General features: G+C 68.6%; 16 protein-coding genes and 1 tRNA gene. 9 read left to right on the forward strand and 8 right to left on the reverse strand.

Annotation, left to right across the window (positions count from 1 at the left end):
- Positions 1 to 149: 149 nt before the first annotated feature.
- Positions 150 to 632: a hypothetical protein gene (locus AB0J40_RS41375; protein ID WP_364465025.1), complete on the reverse strand. Its 483-nt coding sequence runs from the start codon at positions 630 to 632 to the stop codon at positions 150 to 152.
- Positions 633 to 1,021: 389 nt separating this feature from the next.
- On the opposite strand from AB0J40_RS41375, the gene AB0J40_RS41380 reads away from it, so the two are divergent.
- Both AB0J40_RS41380 and AB0J40_RS41385 read left to right on the forward strand, forming a co-directional pair.
- Positions 1,022 to 2,260 carry a hypothetical protein gene (locus AB0J40_RS41380; RefSeq protein WP_364465027.1) on the forward strand — a complete coding sequence of 413 codons (1,239 nt, stop codon included), beginning with the start codon at positions 1,022 to 1,024 and terminating at the stop codon, positions 2,258 to 2,260.
- Between the two features lie 85 nt (positions 2,261 to 2,345).
- Positions 2,346 to 2,867: an HD domain-containing protein gene (locus tag AB0J40_RS41385; protein WP_364465029.1), complete on the forward strand. Its 522-nt coding sequence runs from the start codon at positions 2,346 to 2,348 to the stop codon at positions 2,865 to 2,867.
- Here the strand turns inward: AB0J40_RS41385 and AB0J40_RS41390 are convergent.
- On the reverse strand, positions 2,855 to 3,331 hold the full coding sequence (locus tag AB0J40_RS41390) for an NUDIX domain-containing protein (protein WP_364465031.1): 477 nt from the start codon (positions 3,329 to 3,331) through the stop codon (positions 2,855 to 2,857). The two genes, AB0J40_RS41385 and AB0J40_RS41390, sit on opposite strands and share 13 nt — an antisense overlap.
- 442 nt (positions 3,332 to 3,773) lie before the next feature.
- Between AB0J40_RS41390 and AB0J40_RS41395 the strand changes: the two genes are divergently transcribed.
- Positions 3,774 to 5,120: a tyrosine-type recombinase/integrase gene (locus AB0J40_RS41395; RefSeq protein WP_364465033.1), complete on the forward strand. Its 1,347-nt coding sequence runs from the start codon at positions 3,774 to 3,776 to the stop codon at positions 5,118 to 5,120.
- Positions 5,121 to 5,198: 78 nt separating this feature from the next.
- Here AB0J40_RS41395 and AB0J40_RS41400 read toward each other — a convergent pair.
- A tRNA-Thr gene (locus tag AB0J40_RS41400) sits at positions 5,199 to 5,271 on the reverse strand.
- Between the two features lie 336 nt (positions 5,272 to 5,607).
- Here AB0J40_RS41400 and AB0J40_RS41405 point away from each other — a divergent pair.
- From AB0J40_RS41405 to AB0J40_RS41420, 4 genes are all read left to right on the forward strand, one after another.
- A complete protein-coding gene (locus AB0J40_RS41405; RefSeq protein ID WP_364465035.1) occupies positions 5,608 to 6,939 on the forward strand; it encodes a threonine/serine exporter family protein in 1,332 nt (443 codons plus the stop codon).
- Positions 6,940 to 7,021: 82 nt separating this feature from the next.
- Positions 7,022 to 8,461 carry a trehalose-6-phosphate synthase gene (locus tag AB0J40_RS41410; protein WP_364465037.1) on the forward strand — a complete coding sequence of 480 codons (1,440 nt, stop codon included), beginning with the start codon at positions 7,022 to 7,024 and terminating at the stop codon, positions 8,459 to 8,461.
- A gap of 40 nt (positions 8,462 to 8,501) precedes the next feature.
- Positions 8,502 to 11,036, forward strand: a complete 2,535-nt coding sequence (gene otsB, locus AB0J40_RS41415) for a trehalose-phosphatase (protein WP_364465039.1) — start codon at positions 8,502 to 8,504, stop codon at positions 11,034 to 11,036.
- Positions 11,037 to 11,123: 87 nt separating this feature from the next.
- A complete protein-coding gene (locus tag AB0J40_RS41420) occupies positions 11,124 to 11,627 on the forward strand; it encodes a hypothetical protein (RefSeq protein WP_364465041.1) in 504 nt (167 codons plus the stop codon).
- On the opposite strand, the gene AB0J40_RS41425 is transcribed toward AB0J40_RS41420, so the two are convergent.
- Both AB0J40_RS41425 and AB0J40_RS41430 read right to left on the reverse strand, forming a co-directional pair.
- On the reverse strand, positions 11,605 to 11,787 hold the full coding sequence (locus tag AB0J40_RS41425) for a DUF397 domain-containing protein (RefSeq protein WP_364465043.1): 183 nt from the start codon (positions 11,785 to 11,787) through the stop codon (positions 11,605 to 11,607). The genes AB0J40_RS41420 and AB0J40_RS41425 overlap by 23 nt on opposite strands.
- A 13-nt stretch (positions 11,788 to 11,800) precedes the next feature.
- A complete protein-coding gene (locus AB0J40_RS41430; RefSeq protein WP_364465045.1) occupies positions 11,801 to 12,619 on the reverse strand; it encodes a helix-turn-helix transcriptional regulator in 819 nt (272 codons plus the stop codon).
- A 116-nt stretch (positions 12,620 to 12,735) separates the two neighbouring features.
- Between AB0J40_RS41430 and AB0J40_RS41435 the strand changes: the two genes are divergently transcribed.
- Both AB0J40_RS41435 and AB0J40_RS41440 read left to right on the forward strand, forming a co-directional pair.
- On the forward strand, positions 12,736 to 13,308 hold the full coding sequence (locus tag AB0J40_RS41435) for a helix-turn-helix domain-containing protein (RefSeq protein ID WP_364465047.1): 573 nt from the start codon (positions 12,736 to 12,738) through the stop codon (positions 13,306 to 13,308).
- Positions 13,309 to 13,321: 13 nt separating this feature from the next.
- Positions 13,322 to 14,593, forward strand: a complete 1,272-nt coding sequence (locus AB0J40_RS41440; protein ID WP_364465049.1) for an alpha/beta hydrolase — start codon at positions 13,322 to 13,324, stop codon at positions 14,591 to 14,593.
- Here AB0J40_RS41440 and AB0J40_RS41445 read toward each other — a convergent pair.
- The 3 genes from AB0J40_RS41445 to AB0J40_RS41455 all read right to left on the reverse strand — a co-directional run bounded on the left by AB0J40_RS41445 (position 14,590) and on the right by AB0J40_RS41455 (position 20,199).
- Complete coding sequence (locus AB0J40_RS41445) at positions 14,590 to 15,183, reverse strand: C39 family peptidase (protein ID WP_364465051.1); 594 nt, start codon at positions 15,181 to 15,183, stop codon at positions 14,590 to 14,592. The genes AB0J40_RS41440 and AB0J40_RS41445 overlap by 4 nt on opposite strands.
- A 97-nt stretch (positions 15,184 to 15,280) precedes the next feature.
- A complete protein-coding gene (locus AB0J40_RS41450) occupies positions 15,281 to 15,958 on the reverse strand; it encodes a contact-dependent growth inhibition system immunity protein (protein ID WP_364465053.1) in 678 nt (225 codons plus the stop codon).
- Positions 15,959 to 16,023: 65 nt separating this feature from the next.
- The gene (locus AB0J40_RS41455; RefSeq protein ID WP_364465055.1) at positions 16,024 to 20,199 is read right to left on the reverse strand and encodes a polymorphic toxin-type HINT domain-containing protein; all 4,176 of its coding nucleotides are present in this window, start codon (positions 20,197 to 20,199) and stop codon (positions 16,024 to 16,026) included.
- Between the last annotated feature and the right edge of the window lie 67 nt (positions 20,200 to 20,266).

Consider the following 20,266-nt stretch of genomic DNA (forward strand, 5'->3'; position numbering starts at 1 on the left):
ATTTGCATTGCGTTCAAGCAGAGTCGACGCCGATGATCGCGTTGTTACAGATTCCGATCGAGTCGGAAATTCACATCCGAATTCGACGGCGGCCATGTCGGCAGGCGTCAGGGCGACCTTGAGCACCGAGGCGGCTGAGGCAAGTCCCGTTACGCCGACAATGTCGCTCGGAACCGCGAGGTGACATCCGTGCCGAGCCGTTCACCCGCGGTAATCCGGATCCGATGCCCGTTGACGTGCGAGGAGAACCGGCCGGCCGCCTCGATGTCGGCAGCAGGCACCTCACGAGCCCAGATCACCTCATAGGTGGCGCTGTCGAAGGCGATCAAGACGGCAATGTCGAAATCAAAGGAGCGGAACACGGAGAAGATCGCGCCGGCCCCGGTGTCCGGGCCGACGATCCTGGCCTTCACCTGAACCCGGGTTCCGTCGGGAGTTTCGAGGTCGTAGGACTTGACCGAGTTGGCAGCCAGCTCACCGCCGTAGACCCGGGCAGCGAGGTACTCCGCGTAGTCACCCAGTGGGGCGTTCCCGGTCCTGACGACACCACGGCGACGCAGCTCCTGCAGGATCGCCGCGTAGTGCCCGAGGAGGTCTGGAACGGACGCTGCGTGGAGACGGTCGGAGTCCATGCGAGGACATTACGCGTCGCGGAGCCGCCAAGGGGGCTCGAACCCCTGACCTTCTGTTTACAAGCCGTCAGGTCGAGCGTTCACGAAGGTTCTCTGGCCGACCCTCCGCAGCTCAGGACCCTTTTGAGGCCCCTGACGTCCGCACCCGACCCACGACGAACGAGACGGCAACTGAGACGGCAAGTCCGCCAGGCAGGCCACCGGATGACAGCGCGTCATCTCGTAGACGATGCCGTAGGCGGCGCTGCCGGCCAGGGGGTCACCTGCGAGCTAGCGACGATGGTGCTCCAGCCTGCCATGAGACACTCGATCACCTTTCTGTCACGCCTGTTACGTAGGCGTGTCTGCTAGCGATCTTGTGACGGAGTGACGCAGAAAGGCGGAATTTGATGAGCTTGGAACGGCGCAGGCAGCAGTACGAAGACCACCCCGCGTGGCCGCTTGCTAGCGAGCTGCAACAGCGCTTTCTCGACGAGTACCATTCCAAATCGGAAGCATCCCAGGACTACATTGAATTTATTGTCGAAGTTCTCGCAATCTTGCAGGAACATCAGAGGAACTGGAATCCCCTGATCCAGGCAAGTCAACTCCAGACGATTCTAAGTCACTTGCAAAACATGCAAGCACATGGTGACGCCTGGAAAAATGGTAACGGCGAGAACCATCTCGCAGAAGTCGCAAATCAGGCGGCGAATATTGGAAGTATCATTCTGCCCTGGCCGCCATTAAAGGATAACTACTTTAAGGGAGTACAGAATGCATCTATCCAATTCCAGAATGCAACTTCATCAAAAGTGCAAGATGTCGAAGAAAAAGTCGACATCCTCGTTCGGAAGCTGGCCGAATCGAACCAACTTGCAGAATTTAAGCTTGAGGAAGTCGAGCAAGTGCGCGCACGCTTTGCAGAACGAGCCAAGGAGGCAGAAGACGCTATCGGGCGAGAAGTCCAGAGGATCGACTCGGCCCTAGTCGACCTCGCTGCGCGATACACCGATGAGAACACCGAAAGAGCCGAGAAGTTTGCGGAGTTTTTAGCCGCCAAGCAAGAGCAATTCGTCGATCTCGCCGGCAAACATGAAATCGATGCCGATAATCAGATTGAGCGCCTCGAAGAGCTTAAGGCTAAGGCCGAAGAGTTAGTGCAAGCGGTAGGGCAAACCGCTACCGCAACAGATTACGGAAAGTATGCCACAGAGCAGTCCCAAACAGCAAATAAACTCAGAGCTACCGCCATGACCTTCTTCTCGGGGAGCTTCCTTTGGTTACTCCTCGGACACTTGATCTCCGCAGATGACTCTGGGGGGTTTTGGCAGCACGTCCTCGTGAGGATTATTGGAGCAGTCGCCCTACTTGGCGGCGGTTTATACTCTGCACGCGAATCGTCCCAACATCGCCAGCAAGCGCGCCTCGCAAAATCGAAGCAGCTCGACTTGAAGGCGCTTGATCCATTCGTTGCCACGTTGCCAGAAGAGCAGAGACTCGATATCAAGGCTCAGGCAGCTCGACGTCTCTTCGTCGAAACTGACTCCACTTCCGCAAACGACATTTCTAGCGGACATCCTCTTGAGGAAGTATTGAAGACGCTCGTCGCCTTAGCGCAGAATGGCTCAAAAACGTCCGAGAAGTGAACCATCAGCGGCTTCCCGTGCCACATCACGCGATGGACGATAGGATCCAGACTTATGGCCGCACTCGTTGAGGACGCAGCACATCTTGCGGAGCAGCTCGTTAGCCCGCTCGGGCGACGCTGGTTACATGTGCAAGCTGTGGCAGCGCGCGGGCGAGCTGACCGGAGCGGTGCAGCCAGATCAGGCGGAGAGCCTTGTGGCGGCGGCGTGGCTCCACGACATCGGCTACGCCCCCGAGATCGGCGTGACGAAGTTTCATCCCCTCGATGGCGCGCGGCACCTCCGGAACCTCGACTGGCCGGCGGACATCGTGAATCTTGTAGCGCACCATTCCGGGGCCCGCTTCGAGGCAGCGGAACGCGGAATGAGCGAGCAACTGGAAGAGTTCCCGTTCGCCGACAGTCCCGTTCTGGACGCCTTGGTCGCAGCAGATCTCACGACAGGGCCGAGCGGCGAGCGCCTCACTTACGACGAGCGAATCGCGGAAATTCTGAAGCGATACCCAGCCGACGACCCTGTTCACCGGACGTGGGTCAAGGCCGCTCCTATCCTCAAAGAGGCGGTGCGCCGCACAACGGAACTGCTTACCAAGGTTCAGCCTAGATAAGGCGTCGCCCGCGACGCGTCCAATGCGTGCTCAATCCGCAGCCTCATTGAGGGGTGAATGTTCAGCGCATCCAAATCTTCAGGAGCAACCCATCGCACAGCCTTCGTTTCTTTCCCATCCTCGCGAGGCTCACCGCCAATCCAGCGGCCTTCAAAGCACAGGGAGAACTGTTGCCGAACCTCGCCGTCGTCATATGCCATAACATGGTTCGGGTCGGTGTAGGTGCCGATCAAGCGGACGACATCGATCTGTAGCCCCGTCTCTTCCTTCACCTCTCGCACTGCCGTATCGGCGATCCGTTCGCCCGCGTCGTGCCCACCGCCCGGCAACGCCCACAGGTCGTTGTCGATTTTGTGAATCAGGAGAATCCGCCCCACGTCGTCGCGGACCGCCACAGTCACCGATGGAACCACGCTGTTTGCGACCGGAGCGTTCGGGTCATTGAAGTAGTCAATCCGACCCATCAGATCTCCGAAGGCTTCTCGGGCACCCCAGCGGACCAATTCCGCTCGAATGACCGCATGTAGTGCTGCCACATCTGGCCATTTGACTGCCGACGCAAGTGCATCACCGGGCTTTGCCCAGCGAGAGCGCCGAGAGTATGACCGTTGACCAATAGGTCATCGTCGAACCGATAAAGCGAGTTGTACAAAATCTCACCATGAGTTCGGACCTCGACACCGTCAAGCTCGACGATGTCCGCCAGATAGCGGCGCATTAGCTGTACTCGCCCTTCCAAGCCGCCCGGCGTCCCTGGCGTTCCGTCTCGTCAAAACCGGTCAGCTCGAATCCGTACAGATCAGCCGCCTGCGCCGCGTCCCTGCCTCTGCCGTTCGCGAATTCGCAGAGCGTCTCGTGACGGACGCCGCCGCCCAGAACTCAGCCGCCTGACCGAAGGGAACCAACATGTCTCGACGCAATCGCCCGGAAGGCACCCGCGCTCCCAATGGGGCCAGCAGCATCTACCTCGGCAATGACGGCTACTGGCACGGCCGCGTGACCGTTGGCGTGAAGGACAACGGCAAGCCCGACCGCCGGCACGTCCAAGCGAAGACGGAAGCGGAGGTGACGAAGAAGGTCCGGCAGCTCGAACGCGCCCGGGACGCCGGATCGCTTGAGAGGACCGGGCCGGACTGGACAGTTGAACGCTGGTTGCTGCACTGGTTCGAAACCATCGCCGTGCCCTCGGTCCGCTACAAGACACAGACCTACTACCGGACAGCGATCAGCAAGTACCTGATCCCCGGAATCGGCGCCCACAAGCTCAAGAAGCTTGAGTCGGAACACATCGAGAAGTTGTACGCACGCCTGCGGAAGGAAGGCGCCAAGTCGGCCACCCTACAACAGGTTCACATCACACTGCGCGCTGCGCTGAACGAAGCGGATCGGCGAGACCGCCTCGGCAAGAACCCCATCAGCGCCGTCAGGTCACCCAAGATCGACGAAACCGAAATCGACCCACTCACCGTCGCCGACGCAAAAGCGATCTTCGCGTCGACGCGGACGCTGCGGAACGGTGCGCGCTGGGCAGTCGCGCTCGCGCTCGGGCTGCGGCAGGGCGAAGCCCTCGGCTTGAAGTGGACCGATCTTCAGGTCGAGTGGCACCACGGATGCGAGGAGCCGCGCTGCGCCGCGCGCACGGCGCAAGACTGCCCGAGCGCGCATGTCACCGGGCTGCTGGTTGTCCGCCGTGCCCTTCAGCGCCAAACCTGGCAGCACGGTTGCGGTGAACGGCCCTGCGGCCGTAAGCGCGGTGCTGACTGCCCCCAGCGGCACAGTGGCGGGCTGGTCCTGGTCGAGCCGAAGTCACGCGCCGGCCGACGGGTTGTCAGCGTGCCACCGCCGCTCGTGCTGGCTCTGCTCGCGCACAGGGAACAGCAGGAGGCCGAACGGCAGATCGCCGCCGACCTGTGGCACGACGGGCAGTGGGTCTTCGCGCAGCCCACCGGGAAGCCCACTGACCCGCGAGCGGACTACGGCGAGTGGAAAGCCGTTCTCAAGGCCGCCGGCGTCCGGGAAGCGCGCCTGCACGACGCTCGCCACACCGCAGCGACGTTCCTGCTCGTGCTCGGCATCGGCGAACGAGCCGTCATGGACGTCATGGGCTGGTCCAAGATCACGATGGCTCAGCGCTATCAGCACGTGCCCGACGAGGTCCGGCGCGGCATCGCCACACAGCTCGGTGGGCTGCTCTGGCAGGCGCCGGAAGACGACGACGGAGAGCCGCCGGCGGCCGCGCTAGTACCCGCGTAGAGCACCGAATGAGACTGGAACTGAGACGGAACGCGACCAGGGAGTCTCCCGAAAACGGAGACTCCCTGGTCAGAGATGAGCCGCCAAGGGGGCTCGAACCCCTGACCTTCTGTTTACAAGACAGATGCTCTACCAGCTGAGCTATAGCGGCCTGGCACCCAACGAGCGCCACCCCCAGTGTATCGGCCCCCTCCCCGCACCCCGTCAAGAGGCAAGATCAGCAGCTCCAGGCCACTATGGAGCAACGTGGTCAACGCCACTGCAACGGTGCGCACACCCCCGTCGATGCACCCTGAGGACGACGGCGACAGCGAGGAGGTGGATCTTGAAGATCGACAGCAACGGGCACAGCACCACCAGATGGCCCCTCCTCGAACCCCCCGAGCAGAAGCCCAGGGTTCACCGCCCGAACCTCCTCAAGCGCCGCCCCTGGCACGTTCTCGAGGCTCCCACCGGGGAGTTCCCCGCCGTTGACGCCGAGGCGCCCGTGGGGCCTCAGCTGCCCGACGAAGCCACCGTCAACTTCGTGCTCGACCTCTCCCTGCGCATCGGTGAGGTCCAGATGGCCAGCGGCGCCGGGGCCTCGGACGTCACCGCCACCATCATCGCCATCGCCGGGGCTCTCGGGTTGCCGCACTGCGAGGTGGACGTCATCTTCACCTCGATCACCGTCACCTGCCACCGGGGCAGTGACCTCTCGCCCGTCACCGCCCTGCGGGTCGTGCGGAGCCGGAGCCTCGACTACACCCGGCTCACCGAGACCGAGAAGCTCATCCGGCAGATCGTGCGCGGGAACATCGGGGCCGAGCAGGCTCAGCAGGAGCTGGAACGGATCACGCAGGCCTCGCACCCCTACCCGCGCTGGGTCGCGACGCTCGCCTGGGGTGGGGTCGCCGCCTTCGTCACGCTGCTGCTCGGCGGTGGGTTCGACATCGCGCTCGTCGCCTTCGTCATCAGCGCCGTCATCGACCGGATCGGGCGGTTCGTGAACCGGTACGGCCTGCCGTTCTTCTTCCAGCAGGTCATCGGGGGCCTGTTCGCGACGCTGTCCGCGATGATCATCGTCAGCAGCAACGTCATGACCACCGACAAACCGACGCTCGTCGTCGCCGCCGCGGTCACCGTGCTGCTCTCCGGGCTCTCCACCGTCTCCGCCGTGCAGGACGCCATCACCGGCTACAACGTCACCGCCGCCGGCCGCACCATGGAAACCGTGCTCATGTCGGCCGGGCTGATCTCCGGGGTGGTCCTCGCCCTGCGGATCGCCGTCATGCTCGGCCTGCCGCGCACCCCGCTGCCGGAGGTGCCGACGTCGACCGCGCTGCAGCTGCCGATGGTCGTGCTCGGCGGGGCCGGCGCCGCCGCCTGCTTCGCGCTCGCCAGCTACTCCAAGCTGCGCGCGATGCTGGTCGCCGCGGCCGCCGGGGGCATCGGCGCCGCCGTCTACGGGTCGCTCATGCTCGCCCGGTTGGACGGGGTCAGCTCCTCCGCCATCGCCGCGACGCTCGTCGGGTTCTGCGGTGGCGTGCTCGCCCGGCGACTCGGCGTTACTCCACTGGTGGTCGCCGTGTCCGGGATCACTCCCCTGCTTCCGGGCCTGTCGACCTACCGTGGTCTGTATCAGATCGGGGTCGAGCCCAGTGGCGACATCTCGACGCTCATGACGGCCGTCGCAATCGGGCTTGCGCTGGCAGCGGGCGTGGTACTCGGGGAATGGCTCGCCCAGCCGGTGCGGACCGGCCTGGGCAGGCTCGAGCGGCGGTTCGCCGGACCGCGCATGGCTGGTCCGCTCGAACCGACCGAACGAAGCTTGGAGTAACACTGCGGTCACCGGCTGTTCATCGCTCACGCGATAGGGTTTCACTCTGGGGCCGCGACCCAGGACGCGAGGAGCAGCAGACGTGAGTGACAAGGAGAACGGGAACCAGGCCGACTTCGTCGTAGTGGCGAACCGGCTACCGGTGGACCTCGAACGCACGGCCGACGGCGAACGCCGCTGGACGGCCAGCCCCGGCGGGCTGGTCTCCGCGCTCGAGCCGTTCCTCCGGTCGCGCAAGGGCGCCTGGGTGGGCTGGCCGGGCATCCCGGACGTCGACGTCGAGGAGTTCGACGACGACGGCCTCGTGCTGCACCCCGTCTCGCTCAGCGCCGACGAGGTCCGCGACTACTACGAGGGCTTCTCCAACGCCACGCTCTGGCCGCTCTACCACGACGTCGTCGAGCGCCCGGTGTTCGACCGGGCGTGGTGGAACAGCTACGTCAAGGTGAACCGGCGGTTCGCGAAGGCCAGCGCCGAGGTCGCCGCCCAGGGCGCGACCGTGTGGATCCAGGACTACCAGTTGCAGCTGGTGCCGGCGATGCTGCGCGAGCTGAGACCGGACCTGCGCATCGGCTTCTTCCTGCACATCCCCTTCCCGCCGGTCGAGCTGTTCATGCAGATGCCGTGGCGCGCGGCGATCATCCGCGGCCTCACCGGCGCCGACCTGGTCGGCTTCCACCGCCCCGGCGGCGCGCAGAACTTCCTGTGGCTGTGCCGCCAGCTGATCGGCCTCGAGTCGACGCGCGGCGCGGTCGGCGTGCGGTCGCGGCCGGGCACCATGCAGGTCGGCGACCGGACCGTCCGGGTCGGTGCCTTCCCGATCTCCATCGACGCCGCCGGCCTCGACACCCTCGCCCGCACGAAGGGCGTCCAGGAGCGGGCCGCGCAGCTGCGGCGCGACCTCGGCAACCCCAAGACGGTCCTGCTCGGCGTCGACCGCCTCGACTACACCAAGGGCATCGACCTGCGGCTGCAGGCGCTGCACGAGCTGCTGCACGAGGGCAGGCTGCAGCCGGACGACGTCACGTTCGTCCAGCTCGCCACCCCCAGCCGCGAGCGCGTCGAGCACTACCAGCGGATGCGCGGCGAGATCGAGCAGATGGTCGGCCGGATCAACGGCGAGTTCTCCCGCGTCGGCCACCCCGTCGTGCACTACCTGCACCAATCCGTGGACCGCACCGAGCTGGCCGCCTTCTTCTCGGCTGCTGACGTCATGGTCGTGACTCCCCTGCGCGACGGCATGAACCTGGTGTGCAAGGAGTACGTCGCCGCCCGGCACGATCTGGGCGGTGCGCTGGTGCTTTCCGAGTTCGCGGGCGCGGCCGCGGAGCTCTCTAGCGCATTCCTCGTCAACCCACACGACCTGGACGGGGTGAAGGACGCACTAGTGGCTGCCATTACGCTCGACCCGGCCGAGGGCCGTCGCCGGATGCGCGCCATGCGTCGCCAGGTCCTCACCCATGACGTTGACCGATGGGCGCGCTCGTTCCTCCAGGCCTTGGGCGCGGAGGCGGTCGACTGACATAGTCCCCCCGACCCCATGCACGAGCTCCTGAGGAGGAGTGTTGACTGCCGAGGCCCTGCCCGCCGAGCTGCGGCGTGCGATCGTCCAGATCGCCCGCACGCCGCGCCTGCTGGTCGCTTGCGACTACGACGGCACGCTGGCACCCATCACCCTCAACCCGGACGAGGCACGCCCGCTGCCCGAGTCCGTGGGCGCCCTCAGATCGCTCGCCGGTCTGCACGAGACGACGACCGCGGTCATCTCCGGCCGTGCCCTGCGTGACCTGGCGACGCTGTCGCGGCTGCCCTCCGAGGTGAACCTCGTCGGCAGCCACGGCTCGGAGTTCGACATCGGCTTCATCCACGCCCTCGACGAGAAGGCGCGGGAGCTGCACCGGCGGCTGGAGGCCGAGCTGGAGCAGCTCGTGCTGGACGTCCCGGGCGTGTCGCTGGAGGTCAAGCCGGCCAGCATCGCGGTGCACGTGCGCCGCGCCGAGCACGAGGCCGGGCGCCGCGTGCTCGCGGCCGTCCACTCCGGACCGTCCACTTGGGAGGGTGTGTCGACCACCGACGGCAAGGAGGTGGTCGAGCTCGCGGTCGTCCAGACGGACAAGGGCCGCGCGCTCGACATCTTGCGCCACCAGGTCGGCGCCACCGCGGCGATCTTCCTCGGCGACGACGTCACCGACGAGAAGGCCTTCGCCCGCCTCTCCGGGCCCGACCTGGGCATCAAGGTCGGCGACGGCGAGACGCTCGCCGGCTTCCGGGTGCCCGACACCGTCGACGTCGCGCTGGTGCTCGCGTTCATGCTGGAGGAGCGCCGGAACTGGCTCTACGGCGAGTCGGCGCCGCCGATCGAGCGGCTGTCGATGCTGGCCAACGAGCGGTCGGTCGCGCTGCTGACGCCGGACGCCAAGCTGACCTGGCTGTGCCACCCGGGCCCGGACGCGCCCGCGGTGTTCGCCGACCTGCTCGGCGGCGAGGGAGCGGGCCACTTCTCCATCAAGCCGCACCGCAACGGCCTGCCGCTCGGCCAGCGCTACCTGCCGAACACGATGACGGTCGAGACCCGCTGGTCGCGCCTGCTCGTCACCGACTACCTCGAGCCGGAGAGCCCGCAGCACCGGACCGACCTCGTCCGCGTGATCTCGGGCGAGGCGGTGGCGAGCGTCAAGTTCGCGCCGCGCCCCGAGTTCGGCGGCGTGCCGGTGAAGCTGGAGATCGTCGAAGGCGGCGTGCGGGTCCTCGGCACGTCGGAGCCGTTCGTGCTGTACTCGCCGGGCGTCGAGTGGACCATCACCTCCGACGGCATGCACGACACGGCGAGCGCGCTGGTGCAGCCGACGCCGACCCAGCCGGTCGTGCTGGAGCTGCGCTGCGGCACCACGGACCTCGGGCCGCACGAACTGTCCGAAGTGGAGCGACGCGACCGCGCCGGCCGCTACTGGAGCGAGTGGACGGCGAAGCTGCAGCTGCCCAAGGTGCAGACCGACCTGGTGCTGCGCTCGGCGCTGACCCTGCGCGGCCTGGTCAACACCGACACCGGTGGCGTGCTCGCCGCGGCGACGTCGTCGCTGCCGGAGGAGATCGGCGGCGTCCGCAACTGGGACTACCGCTACTGCTGGATCCGCGACGCCGCGATGACCGTGCGGGAGCTCGTGCACCTGGGCTCGATCGAGGAGGCCGAGGGGTACCTGCGGTGGCTGCACGGCGTGCTCGCCACGCTGGCCGGCCCGGAGCGGCTGCACCCGCTGTACACCTTGGCGGGCAGCGTGATCGGCGCCGAAGCGGTCATCGAGTCGCTGCCCGGTTATGCCGGTTCCCGCCCGGTTCGCGTCGGCAACCTGGCGAACCACCAGGTGCAGCTGGACGTTTTCGGCCCGGTCGTCGAGCTGGTCGGCACGCTGGCCGCGGCGCGCAGCGACCTGCGCGACGAAGACTGGCAGCTGGTCCGCGCGATGGCGGAGGCCGTGACGCGGCGCTGGAACGAGCCCGACCACGGGATCTGGGAGGAGCGGCACGTGCCGCGCCACCGGGTCTACTCCCGCGTCATGTGCTGGGTGACCATCGACCGCGCGATCAAGCTCGGCGAGCAGTACGGCCGCGAGATCCCGGGCAACTGGCACGGGTTGCGCGAGGAGATCAAGCACGATGTCCTCACGCACGGGTGGAACGACGAGGTCCAGGCCTTCACCACGGCCTACGACGGCACGGACCTCGACGCGGCCTCGCTGTTCGTCGGGCTCACCGGCCTGATCGACCCGGCCGACGAGCGGTTCCAGCAGACGGTGACGGCGATCGAGGCGGAGCTGCGCAGTGGGTCCACTGTGTACCGTTACCGCCGCGACGACGGCCTTCCCGGTGGTGAGGGCGGTTTCCACATCTGCGCGGCGTGGCTGATCGAGGCGTACCTGCTCACCGGGCGGCGCACCGAGGCGCAGGAGCTGTTCGACCAGATCGTCGCGGCCGCCGGCCCGACGGGGCTGCTGCCCGAGCAGTACGACCCCATCGCCGAACGGTCCCTCGGCAATCATCCGCAGGCCTATTCGCACATCGGGCTGATCCGGTGCGCCAACTTGCTGGCGGCCAGTTAGCCCTTTCGGTCTGAATCTTCGTGAAGGCCACCGTGCGGAACCGCGAGTTCCTTATGGTGGCCTTCACGGCGTTCGGAGGTGAGGTGGATGCAGGGCACTTCCGGTCAGGTCGAGTTCGTCCCGCTGCCGCCCCGGTTCGCCGAGCGGGTGCGGTGGGGTTCGGTGGTCGTGGGGTGCTCGATGATCGCCGCGATGGTCCTGCTGGTCGCCCTCACCGCGTTCCTGGAGAGCCTCGCCCACGGCCACGCGTTGCCGGCCTCGCTGATCGGGAAGGCCGAGGCGGTGCTGCCGCCGCTGGGTGTGCTGGGGATCGCGGTGCTGGTGCTCTCGGCACGGCGTTGCCTGCGCGGTGACTACCTGGTGGTCGCGACCGCCGCGACGGCGCGCACCGCGCTCGTGTTCACGTACGCGCTGACGCTCGTGCTGATCCTCGGGCTGTTCGCGGTCTCGATCGTGTTCCGAGTGCGGCCGGACCTGCTCACGACGGTGGCGACGTTCGCCTTCGCCACGTTGGGCTACGTGGCCGGGATGTTCTTCGTGCGGCCGTCGGTGCAGACGCTGCGGAAGTTCAGTGATCACCCGATTTGGTGAGGAAAGCCGACCAGGCGGCGGGGCTCAGGTGCAGTTCGCCGTGCGGTGCCTTGGAGTCCCGCACGCCCACTCGCTCGCCGAGGGACACTTCAACGCAGTCGCTGCCCTGGCCACTGGTGCTGTAGCTGCTCTTGAACCACCGCTTGTCTACAGTGGACACCGCAGCCTCCCGCTCAGAGCCGTTCGATCAGCGCGATCGAATCCTCCTCGTCCAGGGCCCGATCGGCGAAATCCTTGAACGCCAGCTTAGCAGCGGATACCTCCCCCTCCTTTTCAACGTGAATCGAGCCGAAGATGTGCTCGACATAGGCCACATCCGGTTCTTCGGCGTCCTCGAAGCTCGCGATGATGAGGTTGCCGTTCTGCCCGTCGTAGGCGCCGACATCTTCCGGAACCACCTGCAAGGTCACGTTCGGCAGCCGCGCGCGGCCGACCAGGTGTCGCAACTGTTCCTCCTGGTCCGCCCGCCCGAGGACCGGCTTCCGGAGGGCGTGCTCGTCGATGATGGCGTGGTACTTGAGGGTGGGCTCCTCGGTGAGCCGCAGCTGCCGCCGCAGGCGCACCGCGACCTCGTTCTCCAGCACCTTCGGCTTAAGCTGCTTCCGCCCCGCCGCGAAGACCTCGCGCATGTACGCCTCGGTCTGCAGCAACCCGGGGATGTAGCCGAACTGGAAGACCTTCACCGCGCTCGCCTCGGCCTCGATGGGCAGGAAGCCGCGATTGCCCACCCCGTAGTGGTGCCACCAGCCCTTCTCCTTGGCGCGGTCGTAGGCGGCGATGTACTCGTCCCAGTCGGAGACGATCACGCCGTACCGGTCCAGCAGGGCGCGGAAGTCGTGGTACGGCGGCAGGTACCCCATCTCGATGCGGGACATCTTGCTCGTCGACATGCGCAGCGGCGCGCCGGCTTCGTCCTGCGTCATGCCGAGCCGTTCACGCATGCGCTTCAGCTGACGCCCCAGCTGCCGGGCGGGCAGGTTCGGCTCACCCACGGCTGACCCCTCGGAACCACATGGGCACGGATAGTAAGGCCCGGGTCCGACGATCTGGGATTCCCGCGTGCATAGATTTCTTTGCACAACTTCCTTTGCACGGCTACAGTGGCGTCATGACCAGCGCTCCACCACCGGAAGAACTGGACCCGGACGCCCTCAAGGCCGTCACGCACCCGTTGCGGCGGCGGATACTCGGAGTGTTGTCCGCGGGGCCGGCGACAGCCACGAAGCTCGCGCAGACGCTCGGCGAGAACACCGGCGCGACCAGCTACCACCTGCGGGAGCTGGCGCGGTTCGGGTTCGTCGAGGACGTCCCGGAACTGGCCAAGGGCAAGGAACGGTGGTGGCGGACGAAGCCGCGGGACATCCGCTGGCCACGCCGCAGCTCGCAGAGCGCCGAATCCCGCGTGCTGTTCGACGACATGCAGCGCCAGGGGTTCGAGGACGACCTCGACAAGCTGAACCGGTTCGCGGAAACGCGCGAGGAACTGCCCGGCGACTGGCCGGACGCGTTGCTCTACGCGCGTGGCGGCACCTGGCTCACCGCCGACGAACTGAAGCAGTTCTGGGACGACTACATGGAGCTGTTCCGCCGGTACTGGCGGCCCGAGGACGACCGGTCACCGGAAGCGCGGCGCGTGCTCGTGCGCCTGCTCGCGTTCCCGGACCCAGGGGAAACGACATGACAGGGGATCTCACATGCGAAGAGGGGCACTACTACTGGCCGGGGTGATCCTGGCGCTTTCCGCGCCGCCGGCTTCGGCCGCCGACGGCTCGGACGTGACTTTCACGAACGGCGGCGTGACGCTGCACGGCAGCGTCGTCGCCCCACCAGGGGGAACGAAACTGCCGGGCCTGGTGATGGTCCACGGCTCGGGGGCGCACAGCCGTGAGGACTACCGCGACCAGGCGGAAGCCTTTGCGCGGCAAGGGATAGCGACACTCATCTACGACAAGCGAACCGAGGGGTACTCGCAGTTCTCGCGCTCGTATTCGACGCTGGCGGACGACGCGCTGGCGGCCGTCGAGGCGTTGCGGAAACGGCCGGAAGTGGACCCGTCGCGGGTCGGCGTCTGGGGGTTGAGCGAAGGCGGCTGGGTGGCGCCGCTGGCGGCTTCACGGTCCGCCGACGTGGCTTTCGTGGTGACACTGGGGGCGAACGGCGTCGAGCCGTCGCGGCAACAGGCGTGGGCGATCGAGAACCAGCTGCGGCAGCTCGACATGACCGGGTCGATGGTGCGGATGGCGTCGTCGACGATGATGCGCCAGCTCGTCGGCGGCGGGATCTTCCCGGAGGCGCACTACGACCCCGTGCCGGTGCTGAAGAGCCTGCGCCAGCCGGTACTCGGGCTGTGGGGCGCGAAAGACGTCCTGACGCCGCCGGGCGAAGCCGTCCGGATCTTCCGGGAGTCCCTGGGCAAGTACACGTTGCGGGTCTTCCCGGACGCGCAGCACCAGCTGCGCCGCACGACGGACGGCTACGACAAGCTGCCCGGCTATGCACCGGGCTACCTGGAACTGGTGGGCACGTGGGTGCACGACCTGCCCGCTGCTTCTTCGGCTGACGCGCCGCCTGCGCAGGACCGTCCGAGCACTCCGGTGACGCCGTTGGCCTGGTACGAGTCGACGTGGCTCCAGCTGGCGGTGCTGCTGTTCTTGCTGGTGGCGTTCGGTTTCGCTCTGCGCCGTGGCACCCGGTGGCTGGGCGTGACCGGGTTGCTGACGGTGATGGGGTTCGTGGTCGTCGACGTGCTGATCCAGACGACGATGGGCAAGGGGCTGGGCCCGGTCGTCCTGGGCCGGCCGCTGCCGTGGCTGGCGTTGCAGCTGCTGTCCCTGGGCGCGGTGGCCGCCACCATCGCCACGGCGGTGACGTGGTGGCGGCACCGAACCCCACGCCTGGCCGTCGCACTGGCCGGCGGCGTGGTGTTCATCCCCTGGGCTCTGTATTGGGGACTGCTGGGGATCTAGGCGGAGTAGCCCTTCGGCGGGATCAGCGTCGCGAGCTGGTCGAAGCTGAGCCAGTAGATCTGGTTCCCGCCGAAGCTCGCCGGGTCGGCGATCTTGACGGTCATGTCCGAGCTGTCGTACCCGATGACCGTGAAGTAGTGGTAGATCGTGTAGTTCGGGTAGCCGGGCGGGTGGTTGTTCGCGGGCGCGACGATGTTGGCGACGATCGCGTAGCCGTTGTCGATGTCGAGGGTGATGTCCCGCCAGAGCAGATCGCGCTGGGCCTGGGTGGGCGGGTCGTTCGGCATTTCCTTGGTCTCGTACCAGGAGGTGCCGAGGTCGGCGTTCAGGACGCCGGTGACCTGCCCGATCCAGTCGGTGCCGTTGGTGGTGGTGCCGAGCTGGGCCGCGAGCGTGGCCTGGCTCGGCAGGTTCGAAGTCCGCGCGGACATGGCGATCCGCGTCGCGGCCGGGCCGCACCAGTACCCGGTTTCCTGGACCTGGTACTGGATGTTGAGGACGGCTTCGGTGCGGGCTTGGGCAACTGCGGGCAGCCCGACGAGCCCGAAAGTGGCGACGAGCGCGACGAAACCGGCGCGGAATCTACGCATGACGATCCTTCCCCAGATGTGGCGCCAATGAGTTGGCGCCTCACGAGGATGATTGCGGCGCGGGGTGCGGCCCGTCTCTCACCCCACCCCGGATGGATCACGCCGAAAGGTGGTCGCGGACCTGGCCGAGCCACTCGAGGCAGGTCAGCCCATCGCGGGCGGGGTCGTAGCTGGCCCAGCCCTCGACGAGCCAGATCCGGTGCGCGACGACCTCGTCCATCCCGGCGGCGAACAGGGCGTCGAGCTCCGCCAGGACGGCCCGCACCGCCTCGGGCCGGCCCGCGGCGTAGTCGTCGACGACACCGAGAACCGTGTCGGCGACCACGTCGTAGTCCTGGTGGAAGTGCCCGGCGAGGTCGACGAGCGTGGCGAAGGGAGGTGTCGCCGCCACCGAGAGCGCACTCGTGCGGGACTGCACCTGCCGGGCGAAGGTCCGCAGGGCGTCCTGCCGCAGTTCGACCAGCTCGGCCATCGCGGTCTCGGAAGCGGCCAGTTCGGGGTAGGTGAGGACCAGCTCGTACCCCGCTCCGCGACCGGCTCGCCACCCGTCCGGCACCGCGCTGCCGAGCACTTCCACCACGCTCGTCGCGTACCACTCCGGATAGCGGTCGTCGTTGCGGACGAGGACGGCCGGGCCCTTCTCGAACAGCGCGAACCCGTAGACCTCGTACTCCCGTCCCCTGGTCAGCCGGAACTCCGGCGGCAGGACGTAGGTCAAGCCGTAGGCGGGCGCCACCCGCTGCCCGCCGGACTCGGCGGTGCACTTCACGATCATCGAAACTCCATCGGAACGGGTTGCCGGGACCGGGTGGTCCCGGCAACCCTCTCAGAACACCGCGGTCAGTCCAGGTAACTGGTCATGATGTAGTAGCCGTCCGGCAGGCTCGGGTTCCGGATCAGCCAGGCGATGGTTCTCGTCGGCTTCTCGCGGCTCCCGTTCCTGAGGAGGATCCGTCCTTCGGAACCATCGACCGATGTCGTGATCTGCACGTCGGGGTCGGTGCCCTTCTTCCAGTTCGCGATCTTCTCGGCGTTCGCGTCGAGGTTCTTCTGCGTGATCCGCTCCGCCGTGGGGAGGTCGTTGAACGTCGACGATCGGCTGATCTTGCGCGCTGCGAGCTGGGCGTCCGTGCGGCCCACGTGCTTCTCGATGGCGTGGCCGCCGGCGGCTTCGTGGTACTTGAGGTTGCAGTTGTGGACGAGCAGCTGCGCGTCGGTGATGTAGTAGTTGTGATCACCTTCGACCTCGAAGTTGTAGACCGTGGTCGGTTCCCGGGCGCTCGTGATCCCGGTGATCGCCTGCTCTTCGCCGCCGAGCGTGGTCAGCCGGTCGCCCGCCCGCAGCTCGCCGGCGTCCGTCCAGCCCTTTCCGACCACCCAGAACGGGTGCTGCGGCGTGACCTGCAGCGATGTCGCCGTCGTGGTGACGGTGAGGATCTCGTCGGCGTGCTTGGAGAACAGGCCGACCACACCGCGCAGCTCCGAGCGCCCGGTCGCGAGATCACGCGCCCAGACGCGGTCGCCGACCGCGACCCGCTCGATCGGCACCTGACCGTGTTCGGTGGCGACGGTCGTCCCCGCCGGGAAGCAGTTGCACGCGACGCCGGTCGGCACCCCACGGGGCGGTTTGGCCTTCCACTTGCCGCCCGGGCCGATCGTGAAGTCCGCGAACGACGCGAGGAGCAGGAACGCCATCGGGTCGTCGTTGCCCGCGGGATCCGGCCCACCGGCGCCCATGCCCAGCACCGCCGCCTCGAAAGTGCTGTTGCACAGGTCCGAGTTCTCCCGGCAGGCGTCGACCAGGAGGTAGAACATGCCCGTCCGCGGATCCGCCCACGGGTTCTCGGTGGGGAAGTACTTCTCTCCGTCGCCGGCCAGCAGCTGCAGCAGGATCGGGATGAGCTTCCGCAGGTCGGGCGAGTCCTTGCCCAGTCCGACACCGTTCAGGTAGTAGATGCCGGTTTCGGGGTCGACGAACAGCACCAGGCCGTGCCCGTAGTCGATCTCCTGGACCGAATCGGGCCCCGGCAACGGGACCCGGCCCTGCGCAGCCTCGTCGGCGGCCTTGTCCGCCGCGTCCTGGTCGGCCTTGCGCTTCGCTTCCTCCGCGCGGTCGGCCGCCTTCCCGGCCTCGATCGAGCTGTCCAGCGCGTTCTTCGCCGCCTGCGCGACGTTGTCCGCGTGGATCCGGGCGTCGTCGGCCGCCGCTTCCGCCTTGGTCGCGCTGTCCTCCGCCCGGCTCGCCGCGTCCCGCGCGGCCGCGGCGTCGCCCTCGGCCCGGCTCGCCGCCGATCGCGCCGCGGCCGCGTCACCTTCCGCCGCCGAAGCCGCCCGGCCCGCGATCGCCGCGTCGTTGCCCGCCGCGTTGGCCGCGGTCCTGGCCCGGACCGCGTCGGCCTTCGCCTGCGCGTCCGCCTGGGCGGCCCGGCCACTCGCGGCCCGGGCCGCGGCACCGTCGACGGCCGCGTCCGCGGCGGCCCGCTGGGCTTCGGCCGCCGAGTTCGCGGCCGCCGACGCGGACCGCGCGGCCGCCGCGGAAGCGTCGTAGGCCGGCTTGATCTCGCCCGCCGCCCTGGCCGCCGCGTCGGCCGCCGCCTGCGCCGCGACGAGGGCCTCGTCCGCGCGGGTCTTGGCCGCCTGGGCCTGCTGGTCGCCGACCAGCTTCGCCTGCTGGGCGACCAGGACGGTGAAGTCCGCCGCGATGTCGGTCCCGCTGAACGGCGTCGCGACGGTGATCGCGGTGTTGGCCGGGTCGGTGATGGCCTGCGACGACGAGCGGGCGGCCAGCGCGGCGTTGACCGCGAGGTTCGCCTGGGTGGCCGCGGACACGGCTTCGTTCGCGGCCGCGTCGGCCTCCGCCTTGGTGCGGTCGGCCGCGAAGAGCGCCTGCATCGCCTCGCCGGACGCCTGCTCCGCCAACGCGGTGGCCGACCGGGCGGCCTCGGCCGCCTTGGCCTCGTTCGCCGTGGCGTCCGCCGCCGCGGATTCGGCCCGCAACGCGGCGGCGTGCGTCGCCGCGGCTTCGGCTTCGGCCTGGCGTGCCGCCGCGTCGGCGCGGGCCGCCGCGGCCTGCGCCGCCTGCGCGGCCGCCCGGGCACGGGCCGCCGCACGGGTCGCTTCGGTGGCCGACGCCCGCGCACCCGCCGCGGCGCCGGTCGCGGTGTTCGCCGCTCCGCGCGCCGCCGTCGCCGCGGTCCGGGCCGTGCCGGCGTCCTGACGCGCGCGGGTCGCCGCGTCACGGGCCGGCTGCTCGTAGGCCCCACCCCGGGCCGCGGCCGCGCCCGCTTCGAGAGCGGCCGCCCGGGCATCCGAGGCCAGCTGGGCCGCTTCGGCCGCGTACGCACGGTCCCGGGCACGGTGTGCGTTGTCCTCTTCGCCGCGAGCCTTGGTTTCGAGGTCCGCGGTGATGCCGTCCTGGATGTTGGCGTCGTCGAGCGCGTCGGACGCGATCCCGGCCTGCCGGTCGGCTTCGCGACGCGCCGAGTGGGCGGTCGCCGCCTGCTGGTCCGCGCGGAGGCGGGCCGAGTGGGCGTTGCCGCGCTCGCGTTCGGCCGTCGCCCGCGCTGCGGCCGCGTTGGCCGCTTCGCGCTCCGCGGTGATCCGGGCGTTCTTCGTCCGTTCGGCCGCGGCCCAGGCCTGGCTTTCCGCCTGTTCGGCCACGACCCGCGCGGCCTTGGTGCGGGCGGCCGCGTCCTTCGCGGCGTCCGCCTGGACCCTGGCGGCGTCGGCGATCTTGGCCGCCGCGCGGGCGTGCTCCTCGGCGTGCAGCCGCCACTGCTTCGCTTCCTCGGCGTGCCGTTCCGCCTCTTCCTGCGCGTTGCGGGCCTGGTCGGTGTAGGCCGTCGCGTCGATCGCGTGCTGCGCGGTCTCGGACGCGGACACCGCGGCCTGGGCCGCGTCCGCCATGCCCGTCGCCATCTGTGCCCACTGGACGCCGTAGGTCAGGCCGGTGTCGACCAGGATGCCCGCCTGGACCTGCGCGGTCGCCGCCGCCTGCTGGGCGTCGGTCGCGGCCTGCCGGGCGTAGCCGAGCTGGCGCGCCACCTCGTTCTTCACGTCGTCGAACGCCGACGGCGGGTGCTGGCCGCCCGCCTTGTTCGCCACCAGGATCTGCTCGGCGCGGCGGGCTTCGGTACCGGCCGAGACGAGGGCGTTGGCGGCCCGCTCGAGCGCGTGGACGCCGTTGCCGTGCGCGACGAGCAGGTCGTGCCGCGCCTGCGCCGCCCGCGCCGCGCGCTTGGCCAGGTCGGAGAGGTCTTCGGCGGCCTTGATCCGGGCCCGCTCGGCCTCGATCTGCTGTTCACGGGCGTCGGCGTCGGCCTTGGCCGCGGTCAGGTAGCCGGTCGCCAGGAAGGCTTCGATCGCGGCGTCGCCGCCGAGGAGAGCCTGCTCGGCGGCCGCCTTCACGGCCGGTCCGCCGGCGCCGGTGAGGAGCTGGACGCGGGAGCGGTTCTGTGCCGCCCTGGTCTGCGCGTCCTGGCTGACCTGGTCGTCGCGCTGCTTGGCGACGTCCTTGCCGTAGGCGAGGAAGAGCCTGCGGTCGGAGTCGCTGCCGGCCAGCACGCGGTCGACTTCGGCGTTGAAGTAGGGCCCGCCGGTGCCGCGCATCGGCTCGATGAGGGCGCGGTCGGCCGCGGCTTCGCGGGCCTTGCGCTCGGCGGCGCGGTGCTGGGCGTCGACGAGACCGGTGTCGAGGAACGCCATGATCGCCGGGCCGCCCGCGGCCAACGCGGCTTTCGCGGCGTCCCGGACCTCGAGGTCCTCGGCCAGCTCGGCGTTGTCGGCGACGAGCTGCCGGAACCGCGGATCACCCCAGTCCGGCACGCCGGTCTGGCCGTCCCACGGCTGGTACAGCTCCTCGGGCGGGTGGTCGTCCGGCGGCGCCGGGTCATCGGCGGCCTGGGCGGCGACCGGCGCCGCCGCGAGCGGGTGCGGCGCGGCGGCGGACGGCTGCAGCAGCCCGGCCAGCATGGTGACGGCCAGCGCGCCCGCCACCGCGGATCTCTTCAGGTTCACGGCTCTCCCCAAGACGTCGCGGGGCCCGGCACCCGGAGGTGCCGGGCCCCGCTGTTCGGTCGACGGA

It is taken from the genome of Amycolatopsis sp. NPDC049691, assembly GCF_040675005.1.
Lineage (GTDB): Bacteria > Actinomycetota > Actinomycetes > Mycobacteriales > Pseudonocardiaceae > Amycolatopsis.